The organism is Streptosporangium sp. NPDC000239 (assembly GCF_040300765.1).
Classification (GTDB): domain Bacteria; phylum Actinomycetota; class Actinomycetes; order Streptosporangiales; family Streptosporangiaceae; genus Streptosporangium.
The window spans coordinates 1-19,891 of record NZ_JBEPEI010000009.1 but is presented as its reverse complement, the minus strand read 5'-3'; the positions used below and the strand labels follow the sequence as shown (position 1 = coordinate 19,891).

Below are 19,891 nucleotides of genomic sequence, written 5' to 3'. Positions count from 1 at the left end.
CGGCGAGGCGGTTCGCCGCGCTGGTATAAGGAGACCGCCGACCTGGTAGGCATCTCGATGGCGCGAGATCTGGCACGTGAATGGCAAACCGTCTGGCGATGGAAAGGGGCAGCGGTTACGGTTGCCATACTTCGAGCGATATCCATAAAGACGCCGGCGGGAGGCGTGGGCGGTGGCCACTGGCAGGGTCAAGACGCCGAACCTCGTACTCAGGCGAATCCGCGAGGAAGAGCGGCATGAAACTCGTGAGGAGTTCGCCCGAGCGGTAGTAGCCGCTGCTGACCTCATCGGAGAGCACGGCCTCGCCTGCGACGCACGGCTGATCGCTCGTTGGGAGGACGGAGAGGTAGGTCGTCCTCGCCCCGCGTACCAACGAGCTCTTGAGGCACTGACCAGCCGCACCTTCGACGAGCTCGGTTTCCGGCAGCGAAATGCCATCGAAGTGCCATCGCCTGATGTGCTCTCCCCCGAAAGACTGTCCTTCTATGTCGATGAGGGGGGACAGATGTGGGCGAAGCTTGATCGCAGGACGTTCCTGGTGGGGAGCACAACTGCCCTGCTCGCTCAGCTCAGTCCGCTGACAAGCGCTGGTCCGCTGATCGGCCAGGTGGATGACCCGTACGGCTTCACGGCTCTCATCAGCGAACGTTGGCCAGACCTACGGCTGTCTCGACCCTTCCCCGACTACGGAATCGACGTGACAGCGCTTCTCCCGGCAGGGCGTGTGCTGGAAGGTTCTGCCCTGCAGATGCAGTTCCACGACGCCACGCCATCGAACGGGCGAGCACTGACCACGCTGACCAACCTCCCCCGATGGACGGAATTCTCCAGCGGCACCGGGCGGGCACTCCTCGTCGGTGCGGATAAGTCTGCGGGAACACCACGGTTCTTCGCCCTCGATGCCCGTGAGGCGAAGCGCCGTTTAGCAAACTCGCCAGGTTCTGGATCCATCGTGATCCCCACCGCTTACGAGCTCGATGACTTCACCTTCGGCCTGCTGTGGGCATGCGCCAGTCTCGACGGTGGGCTCCAGGCTGACGATCAGGAACTCGCTCTTTCCCGCGAGCAACTGGCCGCTTATGAGAAGCTCTCGGCATCTGCAGTCAGTCGCGAGGCAGCGCCAGACTTGGGCAGCGTGTCTCACATGTGGCTTGGTTCCGAGTTCTGCGCACGCCACATCCTGCGCAACCTCGAAGGCCTGCCCGACCTGCCGGTGTTCTGGACCCGCGAGCAGCGCGGGGAAGAGGCGTGCACATGGCTGCTGTTCGACCACAAATACGCCTATTTGCGTGCTGTACGCTCCCGCACGGGTGAGCAGGCATCAGCGAGGATGTTCTGCATTCCGCGACAGGCTGTCCACGACTCCCCGCATCACGAACGCATTCTGCTCTTCCTGTCCATTGCTCTGATGGAAGCCACAGGAATCCACGTCAAGGTTTGCGACGATCCGTCGTACGCCAACGTGGAAGGGTTCGTCCTGGGAGGTGAGCAGGCGATCATCGCGAACTGGGTCCGGGGGGCCGGTATGTGGCATGTGGACACCACGAATCGGGTATCGGTGCTACGGGAGTTTCGGGAGGCATCCGGCCAGGTCGGAGCGCACTCCGTGATCGAGAGCCGCGACCCGGCCGGACGAATGCGGGCACTGGCCGACTACCTGGAACTCGACTGGGCCTGGTTGTTCACTCGCTGTCAGGCGTTCGCTCAGGCTGGCAGCGCTGGGCTACTCCGTCCGCGTAGTCGTCTGATCTCGGGGGCAGGCATTGACGCCGCGTGCGCGTATGTCACCCGCCTTGGACATGCCATCGCGTGACTGCGCCGTTGGCGACCTCTGGAAAGGCTCCATGTATGACTCACTCCGCCCGCATTGCCGTGTTCTCGCTCGGCGGGACGATCGCGATGGTGCCGAGCGCGGGCGGCGGCGTCACACCTGCGCTGACAGCGCATGATCTGCTTGCGGCGGTGCCGGGGCTCGACGGCCTCGGCGTCGAGCTAGAGGTGCACGACTTCCGGCAGCTGCCCGGGGCGTCACTGTCCTTCGCGGATCTGATCGAGTTGGCCACCGCCGTTGAGCAGGCAGTCGAGCGCGGTGTCGACGGTGTGGTGGTCACGCAAGGGACAGACACCATCGAGGAGACGGTTTACACGCTGGACCTGCTGTACGGCGGGCAGGCGCCGGTGGTGGTGACCGGAGCGATGCGCAACCCCGCCATGGCCGGCGCGGACGGTCCCGCCAACCTGCTGGCGGCCATCCGCACCGCGGCCAGTCGCCAGGCGCGCGGGCTGGGATGCCTGGTCGTATTCGGCGACCAGGTGCACGCGGCCCGCTGGGTTCGCAAGTCACACACCAGCAGCCCCGCTGCGTTCGTCTCGCCGAACTACGGGGCGATCGGGCATGTGATCGAGGGGCGGGTACGGGTGCCTCTGAGATTCGATCGCGGCCCGGTGCTTGAGGCTGACCCTCGACGGGCCGTCCGGGTCGTTCTGCACACGGTGACACTAGGAGACGACGGAGAGACCGTACTCGCCGCAGGTGGGCGTGCCAACGGACTTGTGGTGGCCGCGTTCGGAGTCGGGCACGTGCCGGCCACGATGGTCCCCGCGCTCACGGAACTCGCGCAAGGAATGCCTGTCGTGTTGGCCTCCCGTACTGGTGCCGGCCCGGTGCACGAAGGCACCTACGGGTTCCCCGGGTCGGAGCGAGACCTGTTGTCCCGAGGTTTGATCGGCGCCGGATACCTCGACCCGCTTAAGGCCCGAATCCTCCTGCACCTCCTGCTCGCCTCCGGCGCCGACGGCGACCGAATCGCAGAGGCATTCGCGATTATCGGAGACCACAGCGACAGCCGCGTGTCCATATCTTGATCTGTTGACTCACAAACGAATCGAGGAACGTGCATATGCGAGCGCGTGAGCTGACCATCGGCCGCACCTTTGGTGTGACCTTCGATCACGGTGATGACTTCATGACTTCCCTGAGCGACTTCTGTCGCGAGCATGATGTTCGGCAGGGCTACATCCCCATGTTCCTGGCTGGCTTCGCCGAAGCGGAAATCGTCGGGACGTGCGAAAAATTAAAGAACCCGGATGCTCCGGTTTGGTCAAAGGTGCACCTGACCAATGTCGAGGCGTTCGGATGCGGAACCATTGCTGCCGACATTGAGGCAGGTGGCATTTCTCCGCACATCCACACCACACTCGGCCTTAAGGAGCGATCAGCAGTCGGCCATACCAGCCATCTACTGTCCGCCAAGGTGCAGTTTTTGACTGAGATGCTTGTGGTCGAGGTCTTGTTGCCAACCATGACGCGCCCACGGATGCCGGAACTCTACAATGTCCCGTTGCTGAATTTAGACATAGGGAACGACTTCGGGAAGAAGCCGTTGTCATGAATCTCAACCAGTCCTCATCACCCCTTCGCCAGCAGGCCCAGTGCGCACAATTAATGGCCTGACCCGAACTGCCGACTTGCCTACCTTCCTCTGACATTAACTCATTGAGCGGAGGTCGATTTACATGCAGGAACTGACATTTCACGGCGAGTCGAAGAAAGTGCTTTTATCCGAAAATTTAATTTTTCGTCCATATCAACATAATGTGTTGATATGGAATGGGGCCCAGCCTATGAGCCGGAGTGGAGCTCATGTCCAACTGGCCGAGTTCTCCGAGGCCATCTGGGGGCTGCAATGGAGTCCGGCCCGTGATCCGGAGCGGAGCCCCGCAGCGACTTCGGCGCCCCCGCTTTGAGCTCCAACCTGCAATGAAGTCCGGCCTGTGAGCCGAAGTGGAGCGCGCCCGCGTTGGGCGTACCAGTGGTCCCGGTTGCCCCTGCAATGGAGTCCGGCCTGTGAGCCGAAGTGGAGCTCTACGTCCGGCGGCAGACGGCGCTTACCCGAGGCAGCCCCTGCAATGGAGTCCGGCCTGCGAGCCGGAGTGGAGCGGCCGGTCGAGGCTGCTACAAATCGTTTCACAAGCCCCTGCAATGGAGTCCGGCCTGCGAGCCGGAGTGGAGCCCTCGTGTACACGTGCGGCTGGCTGTACTGGCTGGGCCTGCAATGGAGTCCGGCCTGCGAGCCGGAGTGGAGCAAGAGGCCCCTGCGTTCGATCTCGACCTGTCGGGCCCTGCAATGGAGTCCGGCCTGCGAGCCGGAGTGGAGCGCCGCGTGACGTGGTCTAACTACTTTCAGTAAGTATATCGAAACGTCTTTTTGGGCGATTCACGCCCGAAACAGGCTGTTTGCGGTTCGGAACCTCCCGGGGAAACCATGAGAGCTTGAGGTTCCTAACCTGTACGGCGCAGCAACAAGGAGCGGCGAGAAAAGCGTCTTCGGTTTTCAAGCAGCATGGCGTGGTCAGTCGATCGCCTCGAACAGGCCAAGGCCGAAATGGGACAGGTGCCCCAGCGCGAAGGGACCGGGAAGGGGGGCGGGGAACTCCAGCTCAAGTGCGTGCCCGCTGCGAGGTTCGGTGGCCTTCCTGTCACGCCACCTGCGCCGGACGAATCCAAGAAACGCTGAGTTGGTTCTCTCCCAGACCTCCAGAGCATCTGCCGAACGACCTCGGTAGGCCAGCTCGCGTATCACCTCTCCGTGCACGTAACCGTCGGAGCTTTGGTGGCGCTTAGGGTAACGGGAGGGAACGAACGGGGTGACGGACCGCCACCGGCAGGCGGGTCTCGTCCACTCGTCCGGCAGCAGGTCATCGCCCCCTGACGCGGTGAGCAACACCTGAAGGTCACGCGGCCCGGTCACCCCTTCTGGGACGCCAACACCGCGCCGGCCCAGGATGTCCAGCACGTCGACCTCTCCGGCAGTCAGGCCACCGGGTGTCCAGATGACGACCTCGTCGATGCGCCCGTCTCGATCGGCGTCGTAGGGCAGGAAGTGGGCGTGCCGGTGTGCGTCGGTCAACGGTCTACCGTCTGCGGACTTTCCGGCGAGGAGGCTGTCGAACGTCCCGTTCCGCCGGGTGAGGATTTTGATGCACGCCCCGCGTATGGCGTCCATCAGTGGGACCGCATGGGACATGTGAGGTTGCCGGACTCCGCTGACGGTCAGCCGTACCACGGTGATCGCCGAACTGGTGCGGGAAACGGGCCGGGACGGTTGGGACGGCGAGGGCACCGCGTATGTGATCTTTCTGGTGCCGTGGGGGTAGAGCCGCTTGGTGGCGCGCACGTCGACCGGCCGCTGGACCAGCGCATCCAGGTCGAGCGGTAGGCCCGGGCATAGTACTTCCACCAGTTGGTGGCGTTCGCTCAGGTCGTCGTCCAGGCCAATCGGCTCGGCCCGCGCGTGCCCATCCGCTTCCGGAGGCACCCGATCGAGCAGCCGCGCTTCACAGGTGGAGTCGGCGCGGCCGATGTACGGGATGGCCGTGGCCAGCTGGGCCAGCGCCGCGTGCTGCTCGGGGTCGAGTTCGATGGGCCAGACGGCGTAAAAGGTCTGGTCGCCATCCAATACGGCGAAAGCGTCCACAGCCTTGTCCGTGCTGACCGATCCACTGCGATGCTTGCTGTCGGGGTAGTAGTGCCGGGAGTGCGCGATCCGGTACGGCGGGATCCGGTAGGACGGCGGAAGGGCGAGTGCACCCAGCAGGGAACACACCACGTGTTCCTCCAGCTCAGGTGCTCGGACTCGCCAGGCGGAGTACAGTGCGCGCAGCAGCCGCCACGGCGACGGCGGGACCTCCACGAGCCCCTCGTTCACGTAGCGTCCCCACGGGGTGGCGTGGTAGCGGCCCCAGGGGAAGTGCATGGCGAGGACGACCGGCATGTCATCCCTTCCAGAGCACGGTGATCGGCTCCATGCCGATGCTCTCTGCGGTGACGAGTTCGCCGATGCGGGCCTCCAGCTCGGCCTGTTCGGGCAGATCCTTCGGGTGTTCGGTCACTTCCAGGTCGCAGGCGGTGCGTAGCCGCAGCCCTCGGGCCAGCAGCGTGCGGATTTCCCACAGGGCGAGCAGCGCCAGCAGTTCAGTCGTTCCTGCCCCCAGGCCGTAGGAGCGGAGCAGGTCAACGTCCACCACGAACATCGCCGTGATGTCCCCGGCCGTCCACTCGACCCGGTGGAAGGGGATTGACCCGTAGCCCTCGCTGGTGCCGCCTTCCCCTTCGACGAGCTGGTGGCGTACGTGGTCGGCCTTTCGTCCGCCGCTGATCACCTCGCGGACGTCGTGCGCCTCGATGACGGCGGAGATCGCACGGGTGAACCTGGGCTGGCCAAGCCAGCTCCTGTGGCTGAAGAACACCCCGTGCAGCAGGCAGAACGGGTCGAGCCCCAAGATGGCACGGGCCATGCGGGGATAGTCCAGCGGGGTGTCCTTGACCAGGCCGAGCCGGTCGCGGATGACTTCCAGCATCGGCTGCCCGTCCAGGGCGGAGTCGCGGACGAAGGCCGAGGCGAGCCGGTGGGCCTCCTGCCGTGAGGAGGTGAGGTACTCCTCGGGGTTACTCCCCCGGTGCACCCGCACGTACGGCAGGGCCTCAACCAGCGTGACCGGCTTGCGTTCCGCGCGGTCCCAGGTGGTGGCTTCCAGCCGGTTCGCCATGGACTGGACCGACTCCACCAGCAGGCTGTCGCCTCCCCCGGCCCGGGAGAACCTGGCCGCGCCGACATCCGGGAAGCTGGTGGGCTGGAACGTCGAACCCAGCGCGGGCCGCAGGTGAGCGGTGTAGCGCAGGCGTGGCTGGTCCAGGGAGATCACGCGGGTGCTCCTTCGGTTTCCTGAACGATGTAGTTGGTGGTTTCCGCGACGCAGATCCGGGCCAGGGACCATTCGCGTTCGCGCCGGGTGACCGGTAGCAGCAGGGTTGCGGCCAGGCGAAGTCCGTCCGCCCGGGACGGGGGCATCCGGGGGACACGGGGCCGAAGTCCCGCCATGCGTAGCCGCAGCAGCGCCTCCCCTGCCACGGCGTCCGTCCCTCCTGCGGCCAGGCGGGAGACCCAGCCGGGGCGCGGTGCGAGCCGCACCGTCCTCAGCTGTCCTTCTCCATCGCGCGGGTCGCGGACCCGAACGGTCAACTCTCCGGTACCGAAGAACGGCAACAGCAGGGAGAGCGTCCAGTCGGGCCGTACCCGGTCGAACTCCGGCCAGGGCTCGTCACCGCCGGGACGGTAGCCGAGGGCCAGCAGCCCGCGCAGGTGATCGGCGACCTGGTCGTCACGGACGCCACCGGCCGCGAACGCGGCCAGCAGGCCGACCGGGAGTCGCTGGCCTCGGGGGTAACCGGTCTGGGACCCCCGGGCTGCGGCGTCATCATCGCTGGCGACGGGGCGTTCGTCCTGGGCTCTGATAGCCCTGATCCGGTGCGCCTCGGTGAGCGCCCGCGCCAGGGTCACCCCGTACAGGCCGACTCCGCAGCCAGGAGCGTCCTGCCACTGCCCGCCCCCGGCCCGGCTCAATAGAGCCCGGATCCCTGGCCGGGAAGAGACGGGAGCGTCGCGACGTCCCCGAGACCTACCGGGATCGTCGTGCAGGCCAGCGAAACCGGCGGCCAGCCACACCTCTCGTGAACCGTCCTGCAGCGCGGCGAGCCAGTCTCCCGCCCGCTCGTCTGGCACGTACGGCGGGACCTGGGCGCGCGTCCGCCCGGACGCGCCGACCGACTCGTGCAACCGGCCGAACTCGGTCACGAACCGCGCCAGCGCTTTTGGCCCCTCACCTGCGGCGACCGCGAACAACTCACGTTCCACCCGCCGCAAAGCGGTGGCGACCCCACCGGTCGGAGCTGTCCTGCGGACGCGTTCCAACCACCGGTACGGCCCGCGCAGCAGAGCCTCCTCCGGCCGAGACGTCACGGTAACCCGCCCGGCGTGGATGGCCAGCGGGTTCTGCCCCAGCCGTTCAGCGATCACGAACCGGTGGAACGCGGTCAGTCCGCGGTCGACGCCGAGCGAGGCCAGCGCCATCGCGAACTCCAGGCCCGAGGTGGCCTGCCGGTGTCGCCACCGCGCCCTGCCCTCCCCGATCAGGTGGGCCACCTCGGCGGCCCCGGCGGGCTGGTCCCACAGCGGCACCCACTGCTCGCCTTTCACCGGCTCACCTTCGGCCGCGCTGCCGTGCCCGAGCGGTGTCGAACGGGTGAAGAACGGCTTGGCCTCGCCTGCGCCACCGGTGCCGTTCCGCCGTACGGCGGCGCTGGCGAACAGCAGCGTCCCCTCCATGACCAGCACGAACGACCACGGGTTGGCGAAGCCGTCGCCCTTTTCGTCGGCGGCCGAGTGGATGCCACCCGCCCGGCCGGGATCGTACTGGCCCACGGTGTCGCGCAGGTAGGCCACGTCCTCCAGGCCGAACAGTGCCGCCTGCGCCCATCTGCGGCTCTCAGCCGGTTTCGCCGCAGGCCCCATCAGCCGCAGCAGCCGGTCGTAGTAGGTGGCCGACAGGTCCTGCCGCCCGAAATTGCCACCGGTTCCGGCCAGCGCGTTGAAGGCCACCTCGTCCAGGGTGAGGGTGACCGCGACGTCCAGCCAGGCCAGTGCGTCGTCGGGAAACGTGTTGCGGCACAACCGTACAACGTCGATCTTGTGGCCCTTTTCCCACAGTTCGTCCTTCTTGCCGCCCCAGCCTCGGCGGCGCCCCTCGCCCACCACCCGGCGCCCGGCCAGAATCGCCGCTCGCAGCGGCCCGAACCGCTCCTCGGCGAGGTCCTGTACGGCCTGCAACGCCTGTTCCGCGCTACGACTCTTGCCGTTTCCGGCGAACCCTGAACCGGAGTTCCACGGCGAGACGATCGCCGCAGGCACGTATGAGCGGACCAGCCAGGTCAGCAGGTCTTCTTCAGGCAGTGTGGTATCCAGAACCGCCACGTCACCACGCCAGTGCAGCCGCGCTCCGGGGTCGACTTGGGCGGCGACCACCCGCAGCAGGCCGAGCGCCTGAAGGTAACCGGCCAGAACGTCGGCCCGGCACCCGCCCAGGATGATCTGGTTCACGCGCCCTCCCGGTAGACCCGGCTGACCCGCATGTCGGCGATCCGCACCAGCGCCTCCAGAAACGCCAACCGGAACGGCCCCAGGTCAGCGCGATCCCGCAACGCCACCGCCCTGGCCGTCCACGACCGCCCTTCCTCCGCGGCCCCCAGCCGGAGCGACGCCAAGGACAGGGTGAGCGAGCCGAGATGTTCACCAGACACCAGGAAGACCTGCGATGTCTGATCGCCATCGGCCACGCCAAGCACCGTCGGCGGATTCCCGCTGGACTCCTCACCCACCGAACGCACGCTGACACGGACCTTTCCGTGGTGCGCGGCGGCCAGGTAGACGATCAGGTCTCCCTCCGCTTCACCGTCCAGCAACCGGCAGGACGGGTGGGTCAGCATCAACGCGCTGACCAGCTCGTGCCGGAAGTACGGCCGTGAGTGCCGCATCCAGCCGCCCGGCGACTTCGCCAGCAACCCCGCGATCGGGCTCTCCCCTGAGCGCTCAAGAGTCCGCTGAAACACCGGGTGGCATTTCCCCAGATCGTGGTAACGGCCGGCCAACGCTGCGGCAGCGATCTGTGTGGAGGTCAGCCCTGGCATCCGGACCCGCCCGGCGAGCGCGACCACCTCTTCCTCGACATCCTGCAGGTGCTGGCTCAAACCCACCCACGGCTGTCCTCGCGATGCCAGCGGATCTTCACCGATCGAGTCGTCCCTGGGCACCTCCAAGGACTCTTCGGGCTCGGCGAGCCGCGCCGACAAGAGCGGGGTGACAGGGGTCCGGCTTCCCGGTGCCCAACCGAGCACCAGGTCGTACCCACCGCCCGAGGCGTCGACCAGCAGCACAACGCCGGGCACCACGTCCTGCCGGTTAGCAGGCCGCCATGCCCCCCCGATACGGTCCCGCACCCACACCCGCCGCGTGCCACCGGCCGAAGTGACCAACTTCCGCACATCGGCGAGCGGCGCCGGGCACAGCTCCCCCCGTGAGGGCCACGGTTCGTCCTCGGCCGGCCGCCCGCCGGTGGCCGCCCAGTCCCGCCACGCCACGAAGACTCCGCCGTCATCGCCGTCCCGGATCCATGGGCTGACGTCGATGTCGGCCCCAGTCAGGTCCGGCGTCGTGTCGAACAGCTGCAGCAGGTCGCGGCGACGCACAACCGGGTGCAACTCCTGGGCCTGGTCCACCCGACGCCGCTGAAGCTGAGTGGAGGTGACCGCCACCCCCTCCAACTCATCAAGCGCCGCCACGGCGGCGTCCACGTCCTCCTGCGTGTACGGCGCGGCCGAACCGCGCCCGCCGGGCGGCACGCCCCACAGCAGGAACGCGGCGGCGTACTCCCCGCCGCGGTTGCACCGCCCGGCCCGCTGCACGACCGAACTCCACGGCGCGGCCTCGGTGAACAGCGTCCGGGCCGTGATGTCCACTCCCGCTTCCAGGACCTGGGTGGAGATCACGATCCGCCCCTCCGGAGGAGGGTCCGCTTCGACCAGTTCCATGAGCCCTGCGCGCTCGGCCGGGCGGAAGCGGGAGTGGATCAGCACAACGTCGGCCTGCGGGGCCGCCTTCGCGACCGCCTCGCACACCGCCGTGGCACGCTCCACCGTGTTCAGCACCGCGATCGTCCGTGTGCCGGGCCGGTGCCGTTCGAGTAGTTCCTTCGCGACCGACGCCGGGTAGCCCTTGGCGTCGGCGGCCAGCTCCAGCCGCTGAACGGTCCTGGTCGCCTTCAACCGCTTCGCGAGGTGGCCGACCCGGTCCTCGTCCGACAACTCGACCGTCCGCAGCGTGGCGGCGTCATGATCGGCCGTGGACAGGCCGTCCTCCGCCAGCGTCGCCGACATCCACATCGTGTGGGTCGGCGCGGCCACTCCCAGCCCGCCGCGTAGCCCCTGGAGCTGGGCGCTTGTCGGCAGCGCAGGCCCGAGCAACTGCGTCTCGTCGAACACCCACTGTGTGTCCGAGTGGAGCAGCGCGTAGGAGATCGGCCACCTCGGCCGCGCCTCGGCGTACCCCCGCATCAACGCACGGCTGAGCACCATGTCCTGCGTGCCAATAAGAACAGCTCTTCTGTCCGGTTCGAGCTGCCAGAGGTCGTCGTTCCGGTCCGCGCCGCCCATCAGCACCTGGAGAACAACCTCGTCCGCCCGGCTCGCCTCTCCAGGGTCGCCCGAGGCACGCAGGCCGAGATTGTGCAGCCACTTCGCCACCTCGCGTGCGGTCTGCTCGACCAGCGTCCGCAACGGCAGCACATACACCAAGCGACGCGGAGTCACCTCGGGAAACGCCATGGTGCGCCACAACCACGGCAGCACAGCCGCCAGCGTCTTCCCCGCCCCGGTCGGCACCCTCAGCAGCTCAGGCAGCCCCTCGTGGGCGAGCCGAACTTGGTAGGGATACGGTGCGAGCCGTTCCCCGGCCGCGCGCATGACAAAGTCCCCAAACTCGACTAATTGCCGATCAGCACGCACAGTGCACACCTCGGAGAAGTAGACGGTCTGCAGGCCAGCCTCCAGAGCCCCGCAATCTATCGCCTCCTACCGACAAACCCGCTACTCACATCCCCCGTCACCGCAATGAAGTCCAGCGTGGAAACTGGAGTGAGACGAGCCTCTAGAGCGATATGGCTTTCCTCCACCTGGACGCTGCGAAGAGGTCCGGCATGAGAACCGGAGTGCGACCATCGGTTCGCCTGGCGGTTCGGGCGGCGACATGGCGGCAATGGGGTCCAGCGTAAGAGCCGGAGTGGAACTCTTAGGACGTACGAAGCGCGCGAGCAGAGGCGGAGCCGCAATGAGGTCCGGCTCGTGAACCGGAGTGCAGCCCTGACCGGCACGCATCGCAGTGAGATCGCAGCGCTGCCGCAATGAGGTCCGGCCCGTAAGCCGGAGTGGAACTCGACGTCATCGTTCCCGAGCTCGGCTGCGGGCAGCCGCAATGAGGTCCGGCCTGTGAGCCGGAGTAGAGCGCCATTTGAATAGCAGCTATGACCTAGAGTAACCGAGAAAAACTCTAAAACCGCCCGTTTTGTCACCTCGACTGCCCGTTTGGAGTTCGGAACCTCCCGGCAGGGACGCGCGCACTAGAGGTTGCGAAGCATGTCGCTTTAAAGAACCGAGCGGCGGCCAGGGATGTTCTTGTCAAGGAGCAGCCGGAGCGAGACCCTCCATAAAGCCTGACCTACCAGGTCAGGCATGCAAGATCGGGTCTCCAATGGCAGTCGAGCTTGACCACCTTACAATGACGACGCTGCTGGAGATCTTCGATGCCGGCAGCGAGGGCTTAATACGAGCTTTCGCTTCGAGCTCTATCCATGCCGTTGCTGAACCACTTCCCAACCAAGGGCCCGCAGACGAACCCAGGAGATGGTCGAAGGGGTCGAGTCACCCCACACCAAAAGCGGTCCATGATCTGCGTCGATTCGTAGGCGTCGCTGCCTCAGACATATCGGTCCGGGTGATTTGGGGCACGGATGCGGCACGAGGCCCGTTCGTAGTGTCGCTAGAAAGAAAAGCCGTGTCCCATCACGTCATGAGCGAGGCTCAGTCGGCGGGTTTTCCCGGTTAGAAGCTGACTTTTGGGAATCTCCGATGTCGCTGGCAACCTCCGCGTGCTGGGAGTCGCTTTGCGGTTTCGGATGGCGAGCATTTCGGCGCGGCCCTGGGTGGCGGACCTCCGGCCAATCCTCTGCCACACCGGAGTCCGGCCTATCGTCCAGGGCATCCGCGCCCATTCTGCGATATGTCCGTATCAAGGCAGCGATGTGCTCAGGGGAAACCTCTGTGTTGGCCACCAGGGCGGCGAGCAGTTGGGAGCGGCTTATGTTCTCACCGGCCGCAAGTGCGGCGGCAACAAGCTGCTCAAGACGGTCGTCGACGGCCTGAGGCCAGGTAACCAAGGTGTTGCGGCGTGGAGCGCGCCACAGCAGTTTCATCGACGCCCCTAATAGACCTTGATCTATACTCAATATATATTGAGCACATGGTGAGCATGCTGCAAGCCCCGCCCCCACCTCGAGTGGAAGACTGCGAGCCGCCCGCTGCCGCGAGGATCGCTGGGCGCACGCTGCAACCCACACCGGTGTTCGACACCTACTGGCGGTTCGCCGCAGCCAGGCAGCAGGTGTACCTGGCGCGGCTGGGAGAAGCGCCACCGCCAGCGCGCCAAGACCCTGTGCTGGCGCAGCACCGCTTCACAAACTGCTTCCGTGCCGCAGACCGGGTCAGCCAGTACCTGATCGGCCAGGTGTCCTACCGCGGAGATCAAGAGTGGTGTGAGGTGTTCTTTCGCACCTTGCTCTTCAAGGTCTTCAACAAGATCCAGACGTGGCAGCTCCTGGAGGAGCACTTAGGTGAAGTGACCTGGAGTGGGTACGGCTTTCAGGCCTTGGACCGCGTGCTGTCGGAAGCGTTCGCGGCGGGAGAGCGGCTGTACTCTGCGGCCTACATCACTCCTCCGCCAGCGCTGGGGGGACAGCGCAAGCACAGCAACCACCTGCGGCTCATCGAGTTGATGATGGATCAGGGAGCGCCGGAGCGAGTGCAGCAGTCCGCTTCGATGCGTGAGGCGTATGAGGTGTTGCTGGGTTTTCCAGCGGTTGGCCCGTTCCTGGCCTACCAGTACTTGATCGACCTGAACTACGCGGCGCAGATGCCCTTCTCAGAGATGGACTTCGTCGTTCCGGGGCCGGGAGCCCGCGACGGAATTCGAAAGTGCTTCGGTCCTGCCGCCGATGGTGTTGAAGCCGAGGTGATCCGCTACATGGCGGATACACAGCAGGAACACTTCCACCGTCTCGGGCTCCAGTTCACCGGGCTGCGGAGCCGCCCCTTGCAGTTGATCGACTGTCAAAATCTGTTCTGCGAGGTCGACAAGTATGCACGGGTGGTGCACCCGGAGGTCGTCGGCATCAGTGGGCGCAGCCGCATAAAGCAGTTGTACCGGGCAGACACCACCCCCTTGACCGCGTGGTTTCCACCCAAGTGGGGTGTCAACACCTAGGTACTCCAGCCGGTTTGAGCACTGCGCCCTCTTTTCATGATCAAGCGGGCAGCTGCATCTGTTCCTGGATTATCGGGCGAATGGCAGTGACATCGTCTTCTATCTGAGCATGCCCAGCGACCACCGTCAGGCTGCCCGGACGCACTTGCGCTTGCTGGGCCAGGTAGGCCAGCATGCGTCCCAGGCCCAGGTAGTTGCCGTAAGCGCGGGCCACCATGTAGTGGCTGCGGTATAGAGCTACCGCATGCAGGGTGCGCTCGCGGTCCAGCTGAAAAGAGCAGTGGCTCAAGCATGGGAAGCCGCGATATCCGTTGTCCTTGCCGGTGACATGGACTGGCGTCGACCAGGTGCTATCCCCTGGGACCACGTCATCGGGGTGGGCGATATCCATCTCGTATGCGGCACTCATCGGCCCTTTGCCGGAGGCCTGCCGGCGAATGCGAGTGATCAGTAGGGTCAGCTGATCGACCGCGCCGCTCTCTCCGGGGTAGGCCACGATGCGGCCGAAGTAGGTCCCGCCCCTGTTCTGTCGGTCCATACGCTTCAGCCGTTCATACATCTCCCGGTACCGGTGCACGAGTTCCTCAGGGGAAGAGCATGCTGCTGCCAGCTTGGCAGGGAAGAGGGTGTTAGCAACCGTCTCGATGGGCTCGTATCCATGCCGGTCTCGCATTTGGTCAAAGTGGGTCCGCAGCAGCGGGTCCTCTGCGGCGGCGTCGGCGATGCGGACCACCGTGTGGAAGCCGTCCCGGCTCAGGTGGGCGGGTACATCCAGAGCCCGGCAGGCGGCAGCCCAGGCCAGGGAGGTGTTCTTCGCTGCGACGTTGAAGGTGTGCATCGCTGCTCCTGAGGTCGTGATGGACCAAGGGCGGTACAAGAAGAACCGGATGGTCAGATTGACCAGAGATCCTGAACACCGCGGCGTGGCGATTGCCGTGCCACGGTGAACTCGAGCAAATCGGCAGCGCCCGGCACGCGAACCGTCACAACGGCCGTGCTCCTGAGCGCATCGGTAACCTCTGCGGCAACCGCGGAGCTGCCCTCGCCCCAGAGCACCTGCCCTTCCGAATTGTCGGCAGAAAGCAGGACGTCAGGCAACATCTCAAAGTGGGCGTTGGTGTCCCACAGGACGACCAGGTCTCCCACTTCGACCCGCACGGTCGCTCCGTGGGCAGCCATGCCAATCACATGGACATGCACTTTGTTGGAAACCAAGCCTCTGAGCAACGACGCCTTGATGGCAGCCGGCTTAGCCTTCAGCCAGGCTGTCTTCTGAGCTTGTGTCAGCAGTTTCAGCCGGTGTAGGTGGTTCACGGTCCCCGCATAGGAGGTCCCCAGCCAACGGGCCACCTGGTAGGCGTGCTCAGGCAGGCGAGGGCGGTCGATGCCGATCCGCCCAAGTGCTGAGCGCACTGCGGGCGGAGGCATGAGGAACCATGCCGCGAACGCCTCCGCTGTTTTCTCCTCGTCGGACCAACTGCCGTCCCCCCAGCGGGCGGTGCGGTCCAGATCCTTGTCGAATGCGGTGTCGTGTTGCAGACGATGGTGACCCAACTCGTGTGCTGCCGTGTGACGTTGAGTGACAATGTCCAGGTTGGCGTTGAGCAGCACCGCGGGCCCATTGTCCTGCGGCGAGAAGTACATCCCGAACAGTCGCGGCATGGGGCGCGCCATGCCGACCACCCCGGCTTCCTGCAGTGCGGCATGCACATCGACGTACTCGTCACGGTCGATCCGTAGGTCGCGGTGTGCCTGCACGGCTGCGATCGAAGCGAGCCGGTGGGCGACGTCCCAGTTCACTCGGCCGTTCCGGGCGGCATGGCGTCTTTGTCGACGGACCCCTGAGCCAAGGCATGCTCGTTCGCACGGCGGAACTTCAAAAATTCGGCGAAGCTGATGACCTCTTCCCAGTCTCCGTCGGTCAGGCCGACCAGTGCGCGGGGAAGTCCGGCCAGTGCGTGCTCGCCAAGATCGGCATCCTCCTCCTTGGCGAGAAAGTAAGACACTGGCCGGGTGTAGAGGCGGGCGAGCTTCTTCAGCTCCAAGCTGTCCACGCGCCGGGCGCCACGCTCGATGTCGCTGATCGCAGAACGCGGGATGCCGGTCATCTCACACACATACTGTTGCGACATACCCAGATAGTCACGGGTGTTGCGCAACCGTTCACCCAGGAGTTCCAGCTCGGGGTCGCGACTGCGAGAGTCGGCGGAGGTGGGGGTCATGACTGTTGCCTTTCCTTGATCGTCTCCAGGATGGTGGCGGCGAAGGTGTACACAGCTCGCGTGGAGCGAGCAGCCTGTTCGTTCACGGGAACGGTGATGCCATAGCGCTCTTCGGCACGGGTCAAGATCTCAACAACCAAGATCGAGTCGACCGGCAGTTCCTCGCCGGCCGCTTCCAGTTCCGCGCGCAGCTCGTCAGGATCCCGGCCCTGCGAATGCGCCAGGAGCTCCAGGACTACAGCAACGACGTCCTCCATAGACGGCTCAATCGCGTTCAGGAGATTCCCCTGTTCGTCGGATTACCCGGCACCACTGTTCTACTATACGACAATGTTGGCGTTCCCGACCATGCCGCTGGATTTTCCGACAGGAGGAATCGTGGACTTTGCCCGCTACCAGCAGGCAGCGACCAAAACCCTTCAGCCACCCATCCCCGACACAGATCCCGTACTGGTCCCTCTGCTTGGCCTGGTCGGCGAGGTCGGATCCCTCGCCACTGCCTACAAAAAGCGCCTGCGCGATGGGGCCGGCCTCGTCTCCGGCAAGCAGTACCTGCGTGAAGAACTCGGCGACGTCCTGTGGTACGTCGCGACCTTGGCACACCGCTTCGATCTCGACTTGGAAGACATCGCCGCCGCCAGCTTGGTGAAAAGCAAAGATCGATGGCGTCCCACCCCTGAGACCGAACGCACCCTTTTCGACGACACCTTCCCCGAATCCGAGCGGCTTCCGCGGCAGGCCACCCTCGAATTCATGCTGCAGCAACGCGACCGCGACGGCCGTACCGTCGCGGTGCTGACCCGTGACGGCATCCCATGCGGAGATCCCCTCACCAACGCTTCACACATTGACGACGACTACCGCTTCCATGACGTCTTCCACCTGGCCCACGCCGCCGTTTTGGGCTGGTCCCCCGTCACGCGCTTCCTGCTCGGCTGCAAGCGCAAAAGTGACCCCCGGATCGACGAAGCTGAGGACGGCGGTCGCGCCATCGCCATCGAAGAAGGCATCGCCGCGCTCGTGTTTTCCTACGCCGCCCGCCACAGCTACTTTGAGAATGTACGTCACGTCGATCACGAACTTCTCAAGACCATCGCCGCCATGACCTCCCACCTTGAGGTGAGCGTCCTGCGGGCTGCTGACTGGGAACAGGCGATCACGATGGGCTACGCCGCTTGGCGACAGCTTCGCGGAACCAGAGGAGGAATCCTCCATCTCGACCTGGATCAGCAGACGCTGACCGTCGAATAACTCATCAAACTGATCAACTTCCTCACCGCCGAACCGGATGACGCGTTCGACGCACCAACAACCTCAGGGTCACGCGGGAGGCAGCTCGCACATCACTTCGCCCAACGCAAGCAGACTGCGCGTAGGATTCCCTGTCTACCCCCGCCACTTTCCGGCGGGCCTCATTGTGGTTAGCACGTGTGCGTAGGTCACCTCGTTAGCACACCAGTCCCGATCTAGGACAGGTCGGGCCCCATTCTGTGATGTGGGTCCCATCGTGTGATGGGACCCACATCACACGATCAGCGGCCAATGACTCCCGAAGTCAGTCCCGGATCCCCTAGCAGTCGCAGTACAACCATGAGCACGACTACGTAAATGACGACCTCTTTGAGGTCAGCGATCCCATGCTGCCGCTCACTTGAAGCCACACAAGTCTCCTGTCCAGGGCGCCAGGCGCCCACCCTTGCGTCACACATGACTTCTACCGTGAGTGATCGTAGCTCATTTACTCACACGTGCTACAAGTTACAGGCAGGTCCGGCATAGGAACTACGAGGCGAACTCACCCGAGTCTCGATCGAGCAGGCTGACATCTGCAATGAGGTCTGGCGTAGAAGCCAGAGCGCGACCGTCGGCGGGGACGACCCGGCCGACTTGGATGGCGGCGCTGCAATGGGGTCCGACATGGGAGCCGGAGTGGACAGCCGGGGGCAGGGCCGGGCCGGTTCTGGAGCTACTGGCTGCAATGAGGTCCGGCGTAGAAGCCGGAGTATGACGACCGGCTGGACCGACTTATGGCCGCGCTGTGGACGCTGCAATGGGGTGCGGCGTAGAAGCCGGAGTGCGATGCCGACGAAATGATCTTCCTGTACGAGTTCAAGGCGCTGCAATGGGGTCCGGCGCAGGAGCCAGAGTGCGACGCTATATGAGCAGAAGGCGTGACCAAGAGTGACCGATAAACACTCTAAGACTGTCCGTTTTGCCACCTCGACTACCCTTTTGGGGCTCAAAACCTCCCGGCAGAAGCATGTGCACTAGAGGTTCCAAAGCAGGACATCTTCAAAGAAGAAGCAGCAACCAGGGATGTTCTTGTCAAGAAGCAGCCAGAGCGAGACTCTCCATGAAGGCTGACCAATCAAGGGCCGTGCCTGCAAGATCGGATCTGCGATAGCGGTCAGGCTTGACCACCTTACAATCATGGCGTTGTCGGCGATCTTCGATGCCGGAAGCGAAGGCTTGCGACAAACCTTCGTTTCAAGCTCCACCCGTGCCGTTGCTGAACCACATCGTCACTCAACGTCGAGCCAAGGGTCCGCAGACGAGCCCAGAAGATGGGCGAAGGGTTGTGGTCGCCCCTCGGACACAAACCCTTGGCCGATATCGTCCTGGTCAGTGCTCGCACTGACCAGGACTTTTCGCTTTCCGGGGTGGTAGGTCAACCGCATCCCCAAAGCGGCGTAGATCCTGGCCTTCCGCTCGGGGTCGGCCTCGTTCAGCACCCGGACAGCATCACCCAAGGTTGCGTCCACGGAGGTGGTGTACGAGTTTGACCCGGTCACAGGCATGGCGCCGGGAAATGGTGACGGCCATCGCGTGATCCTTCGAGTAGCGAAGATCAAGTTCGAAGGAGAACCAGGCGATGGCCGCAGACAACAGTGTGGCCCCCGATTCCTGACTGGCGGAGTAGAGCGAGACCGGCGATCCGGATCTGTTGCGATCCATGGCGGGAGACCATGGCCGAAGCGTTGATGTCGGCCGAGGCCGACGGCCTGTGCGGCGCCGGATACGGCGAGCGGACCGATGAACGCACCAACCGCCGCAACGGCTACCGCACCCGCGGCCGGGACACCCGCGCCGGAACCGTGGAGCTCGCCATTCCCAAGCTCCGCTCGGGCTCCTACCTTCCCCGAGCGGCTGCTGGAGCGCCAGCGGGGGCCGAGCAGGCCCTGATCAGCGTGGTGGCCACCAGCTACCTGCTGGGCGTCTCCACCCGGCGGGCCGACAAGCTCGTCGAACAGCTCGGCATCAAGACCATCTCCAAGAGCCAGGTCTCCCAGATGGCCAAGGTGCTCGACGAGCAGGTGGAGGCCTTCCGCACCCGCACCTTGGACGGCGGGCCGTATGCCTTTCTCTGGCTGGACGCCCTGACCCAGAAGGTCCGCGAAGGCGGCCGGATCGTCAACGTGCGCGTCCTGGTCGCCACGGACGTGAACGCAGGCGGCAACCGGGAGATCCTCGGGCTGGAGGTCACCTCGGCCGAGAACGGCGCCGGCTGGCTGAGGTTCCTGCGGGGCTTGGTGGCCCGCGGCCTGGGCGGGGTGCAGCTGGTCGTCTCCGACGCCCGTCCTGGCCTGGTCGAGGCGATCGGCGCGACCTTGGCGGGCGCGTCCTGGCAGAGATGCCGCACCCACTACCCGCGCAGTCTGCTGCCACCGTCCCGAAGTCGGCGCAGCCGTGGGTGGCCACCCTGGTGCGCACCGTCTTCGACCAGCCTGCCGCCGAGCAGGTACG

At 65.2% G+C, this 19,891-nt stretch carries 14 protein-coding genes, 1 pseudogene and 1 CRISPR repeat array; of the genes and pseudogenes, 6 read left to right on the top strand and 9 right to left on the bottom strand.

Going from position 1 to position 19,891, the window contains the following annotated elements:
- Positions 1–172 precede the first annotated feature (172 nt).
- The 3 genes from ABT340_RS22340 to ABT340_RS22330 are packed head-to-tail and all read left to right on the top strand — an operon-like array spanning position 173 to position 3,392.
- The gene (locus ABT340_RS22340; protein WP_352012728.1) at positions 173–1,813 is read left to right on the top strand and encodes a hypothetical protein; all 1,641 of its coding nucleotides are present in this window, start codon (positions 173–175) and stop codon (positions 1,811–1,813) included.
- Positions 1,814–1,848: 35 nt separating this feature from the next.
- A complete protein-coding gene (locus ABT340_RS22335; RefSeq protein WP_352012727.1) occupies positions 1,849–2,865 on the top strand; it encodes an asparaginase in 1,017 nt (338 codons plus the stop codon).
- Positions 2,866–2,900: 35 nt separating this feature from the next.
- Positions 2,901–3,392 (top strand): PPC domain-containing DNA-binding protein, encoded by a 492-nt coding sequence (locus ABT340_RS22330; RefSeq protein ID WP_352012726.1) that lies wholly within the window; start codon positions 2,901–2,903, stop codon positions 3,390–3,392.
- A gap of 288 nt (positions 3,393–3,680) precedes the next feature.
- Positions 3,681–4,158: a CRISPR direct-repeat array (repeat unit 37 nt; unit sequence CCTGCAATGGAGTCCGGCCTGCGAGCCGGAGTGGAGC).
- Between the two features lie 194 nt (positions 4,159–4,352).
- On the opposite strand, the gene csb2 is transcribed toward ABT340_RS22330, so the two are convergent.
- From csb2 to cas3g, 4 genes are read right to left on the bottom strand one after another with little or no spacing between them, the layout of a single operon-like run.
- A complete protein-coding gene (gene csb2 / locus ABT340_RS22325; protein WP_352012725.1) occupies positions 4,353–5,774 on the bottom strand; it encodes a type I-G CRISPR-associated protein Csb2 in 1,422 nt (473 codons plus the stop codon).
- A 1-nt stretch (position 5,775) separates the two neighbouring features.
- The gene (gene cas7g, locus ABT340_RS22320) at positions 5,776–6,705 is read right to left on the bottom strand and encodes a type I-G CRISPR-associated RAMP protein Csb1/Cas7g (protein WP_352012724.1); all 930 of its coding nucleotides are present in this window, start codon (positions 6,703–6,705) and stop codon (positions 5,776–5,778) included.
- Positions 6,702–8,936: a type I-G CRISPR-associated protein Cas8g1/Csx17 gene (cas8g1, locus tag ABT340_RS22315; RefSeq protein ID WP_352012723.1), complete on the bottom strand. Its 2,235-nt coding sequence runs from the start codon at positions 8,934–8,936 to the stop codon at positions 6,702–6,704. The genes cas7g and cas8g1 overlap by 4 nt, the downstream gene beginning before the upstream one ends.
- The gene (cas3g, locus tag ABT340_RS22310) at positions 8,933–11,395 is read right to left on the bottom strand and encodes a type I-G CRISPR-associated helicase/endonuclease Cas3g (protein WP_352012722.1); all 2,463 of its coding nucleotides are present in this window, start codon (positions 11,393–11,395) and stop codon (positions 8,933–8,935) included. The genes cas8g1 and cas3g overlap by 4 nt, the downstream gene beginning before the upstream one ends.
- Positions 11,396–12,905: 1,510 nt before the next feature.
- On the opposite strand from cas3g, the gene ABT340_RS22305 reads away from it, so the two are divergent.
- On the top strand, positions 12,906–13,925 hold the full coding sequence (locus ABT340_RS22305) for a nucleotide kinase domain-containing protein (RefSeq protein ID WP_352012721.1): 1,020 nt from the start codon (positions 12,906–12,908) through the stop codon (positions 13,923–13,925).
- 40 nt (positions 13,926–13,965) lie between these two features.
- Here ABT340_RS22305 and ABT340_RS22300 read toward each other — a convergent pair whose 3' ends face one another.
- From ABT340_RS22300 to ABT340_RS22285, 4 genes are read right to left on the bottom strand one after another with little or no spacing between them, the layout of a single operon-like run.
- Positions 13,966–14,763 (bottom strand): hypothetical protein, encoded by a 798-nt coding sequence (locus tag ABT340_RS22300; protein WP_352012720.1) that lies wholly within the window; start codon positions 14,761–14,763, stop codon positions 13,966–13,968.
- A gap of 53 nt (positions 14,764–14,816) precedes the next feature.
- Positions 14,817–15,725 (bottom strand): ImmA/IrrE family metallo-endopeptidase, encoded by a 909-nt coding sequence (locus ABT340_RS22295; RefSeq protein WP_352012719.1) that lies wholly within the window; start codon positions 15,723–15,725, stop codon positions 14,817–14,819.
- On the bottom strand, positions 15,722–16,147 hold the full coding sequence (locus ABT340_RS22290) for a helix-turn-helix domain-containing protein (protein ID WP_352012718.1): 426 nt from the start codon (positions 16,145–16,147) through the stop codon (positions 15,722–15,724). Before ABT340_RS22290 ends, ABT340_RS22295 begins: the two co-directional genes overlap by 4 nt.
- Positions 16,144–16,404 carry a phosphopantetheine-binding protein gene (locus tag ABT340_RS22285; RefSeq protein ID WP_352012717.1) on the bottom strand — a complete coding sequence of 87 codons (261 nt, stop codon included), beginning with the start codon at positions 16,402–16,404 and terminating at the stop codon, positions 16,144–16,146. The genes ABT340_RS22290 and ABT340_RS22285 overlap by 4 nt, the downstream gene beginning before the upstream one ends.
- A 73-nt stretch (positions 16,405–16,477) precedes the next feature.
- On the opposite strand from ABT340_RS22285, the gene ABT340_RS22280 reads away from it, so the two are divergent.
- Complete coding sequence (locus tag ABT340_RS22280) at positions 16,478–17,398, top strand: nucleoside triphosphate pyrophosphohydrolase family protein (RefSeq protein ID WP_352012716.1); 921 nt, start codon at positions 16,478–16,480, stop codon at positions 17,396–17,398.
- A 1,491-nt stretch (positions 17,399–18,889) separates the two neighbouring features.
- On the opposite strand, the gene ABT340_RS42490 is transcribed toward ABT340_RS22280, so the two are convergent.
- Positions 18,890–19,102, bottom strand: a complete 213-nt coding sequence (locus tag ABT340_RS42490) for a hypothetical protein (protein ID WP_502992524.1) — start codon at positions 19,100–19,102, stop codon at positions 18,890–18,892.
- Between ABT340_RS42490 and ABT340_RS22275 the strand changes: the two are divergent.
- Positions 19,089–19,891 (top strand): annotated as a pseudogene (locus ABT340_RS22275) (IS256 family transposase); the annotation flags it as partial. The gene ABT340_RS42490 and the pseudogene ABT340_RS22275 overlap by 14 nt on opposite strands.

Excerpts from the sequence above, each read along its gene's own strand:
- ABT340_RS22330 (WP_352012726.1), top strand. The coding sequence starts at position 2,901 with ATGCGAGCGCGTGAGCTGACCATCGGCCGCACCTTTGGTGTGACCTTC.
- ABT340_RS22285 (WP_352012717.1), bottom strand. The coding sequence starts at position 16,404 with ATGGAGGACGTCGTTGCTGTAGTCCTGGAGCTCCTGGCGCATTCGCAG.
- ABT340_RS22305 (WP_352012721.1), top strand. The coding sequence starts at position 12,906 with ATGGTGAGCATGCTGCAAGCCCCGCCCCCACCTCGAGTGGAAGACTGC.
- ABT340_RS22335 (WP_352012727.1), top strand. The coding sequence starts at position 1,849 with ATGACTCACTCCGCCCGCATTGCCGTGTTCTCGCTCGGCGGGACGATC.
- ABT340_RS42490 (WP_502992524.1), bottom strand. The coding sequence starts at position 19,102 with ATGGATCGCAACAGATCCGGATCGCCGGTCTCGCTCTACTCCGCCAGT.
- csb2 (WP_352012725.1), bottom strand. The coding sequence starts at position 5,774 with ATGCCGGTCGTCCTCGCCATGCACTTCCCCTGGGGCCGCTACCACGCC.
- ABT340_RS22280 (WP_352012716.1), top strand. The coding sequence starts at position 16,478 with ATGTTGGCGTTCCCGACCATGCCGCTGGATTTTCCGACAGGAGGAATC.
- ABT340_RS22300 (WP_352012720.1), bottom strand. The coding sequence starts at position 14,763 with ATGCACACCTTCAACGTCGCAGCGAAGAACACCTCCCTGGCCTGGGCT.
- ABT340_RS22290 (WP_352012718.1), bottom strand. The coding sequence starts at position 16,147 with ATGACCCCCACCTCCGCCGACTCTCGCAGTCGCGACCCCGAGCTGGAA.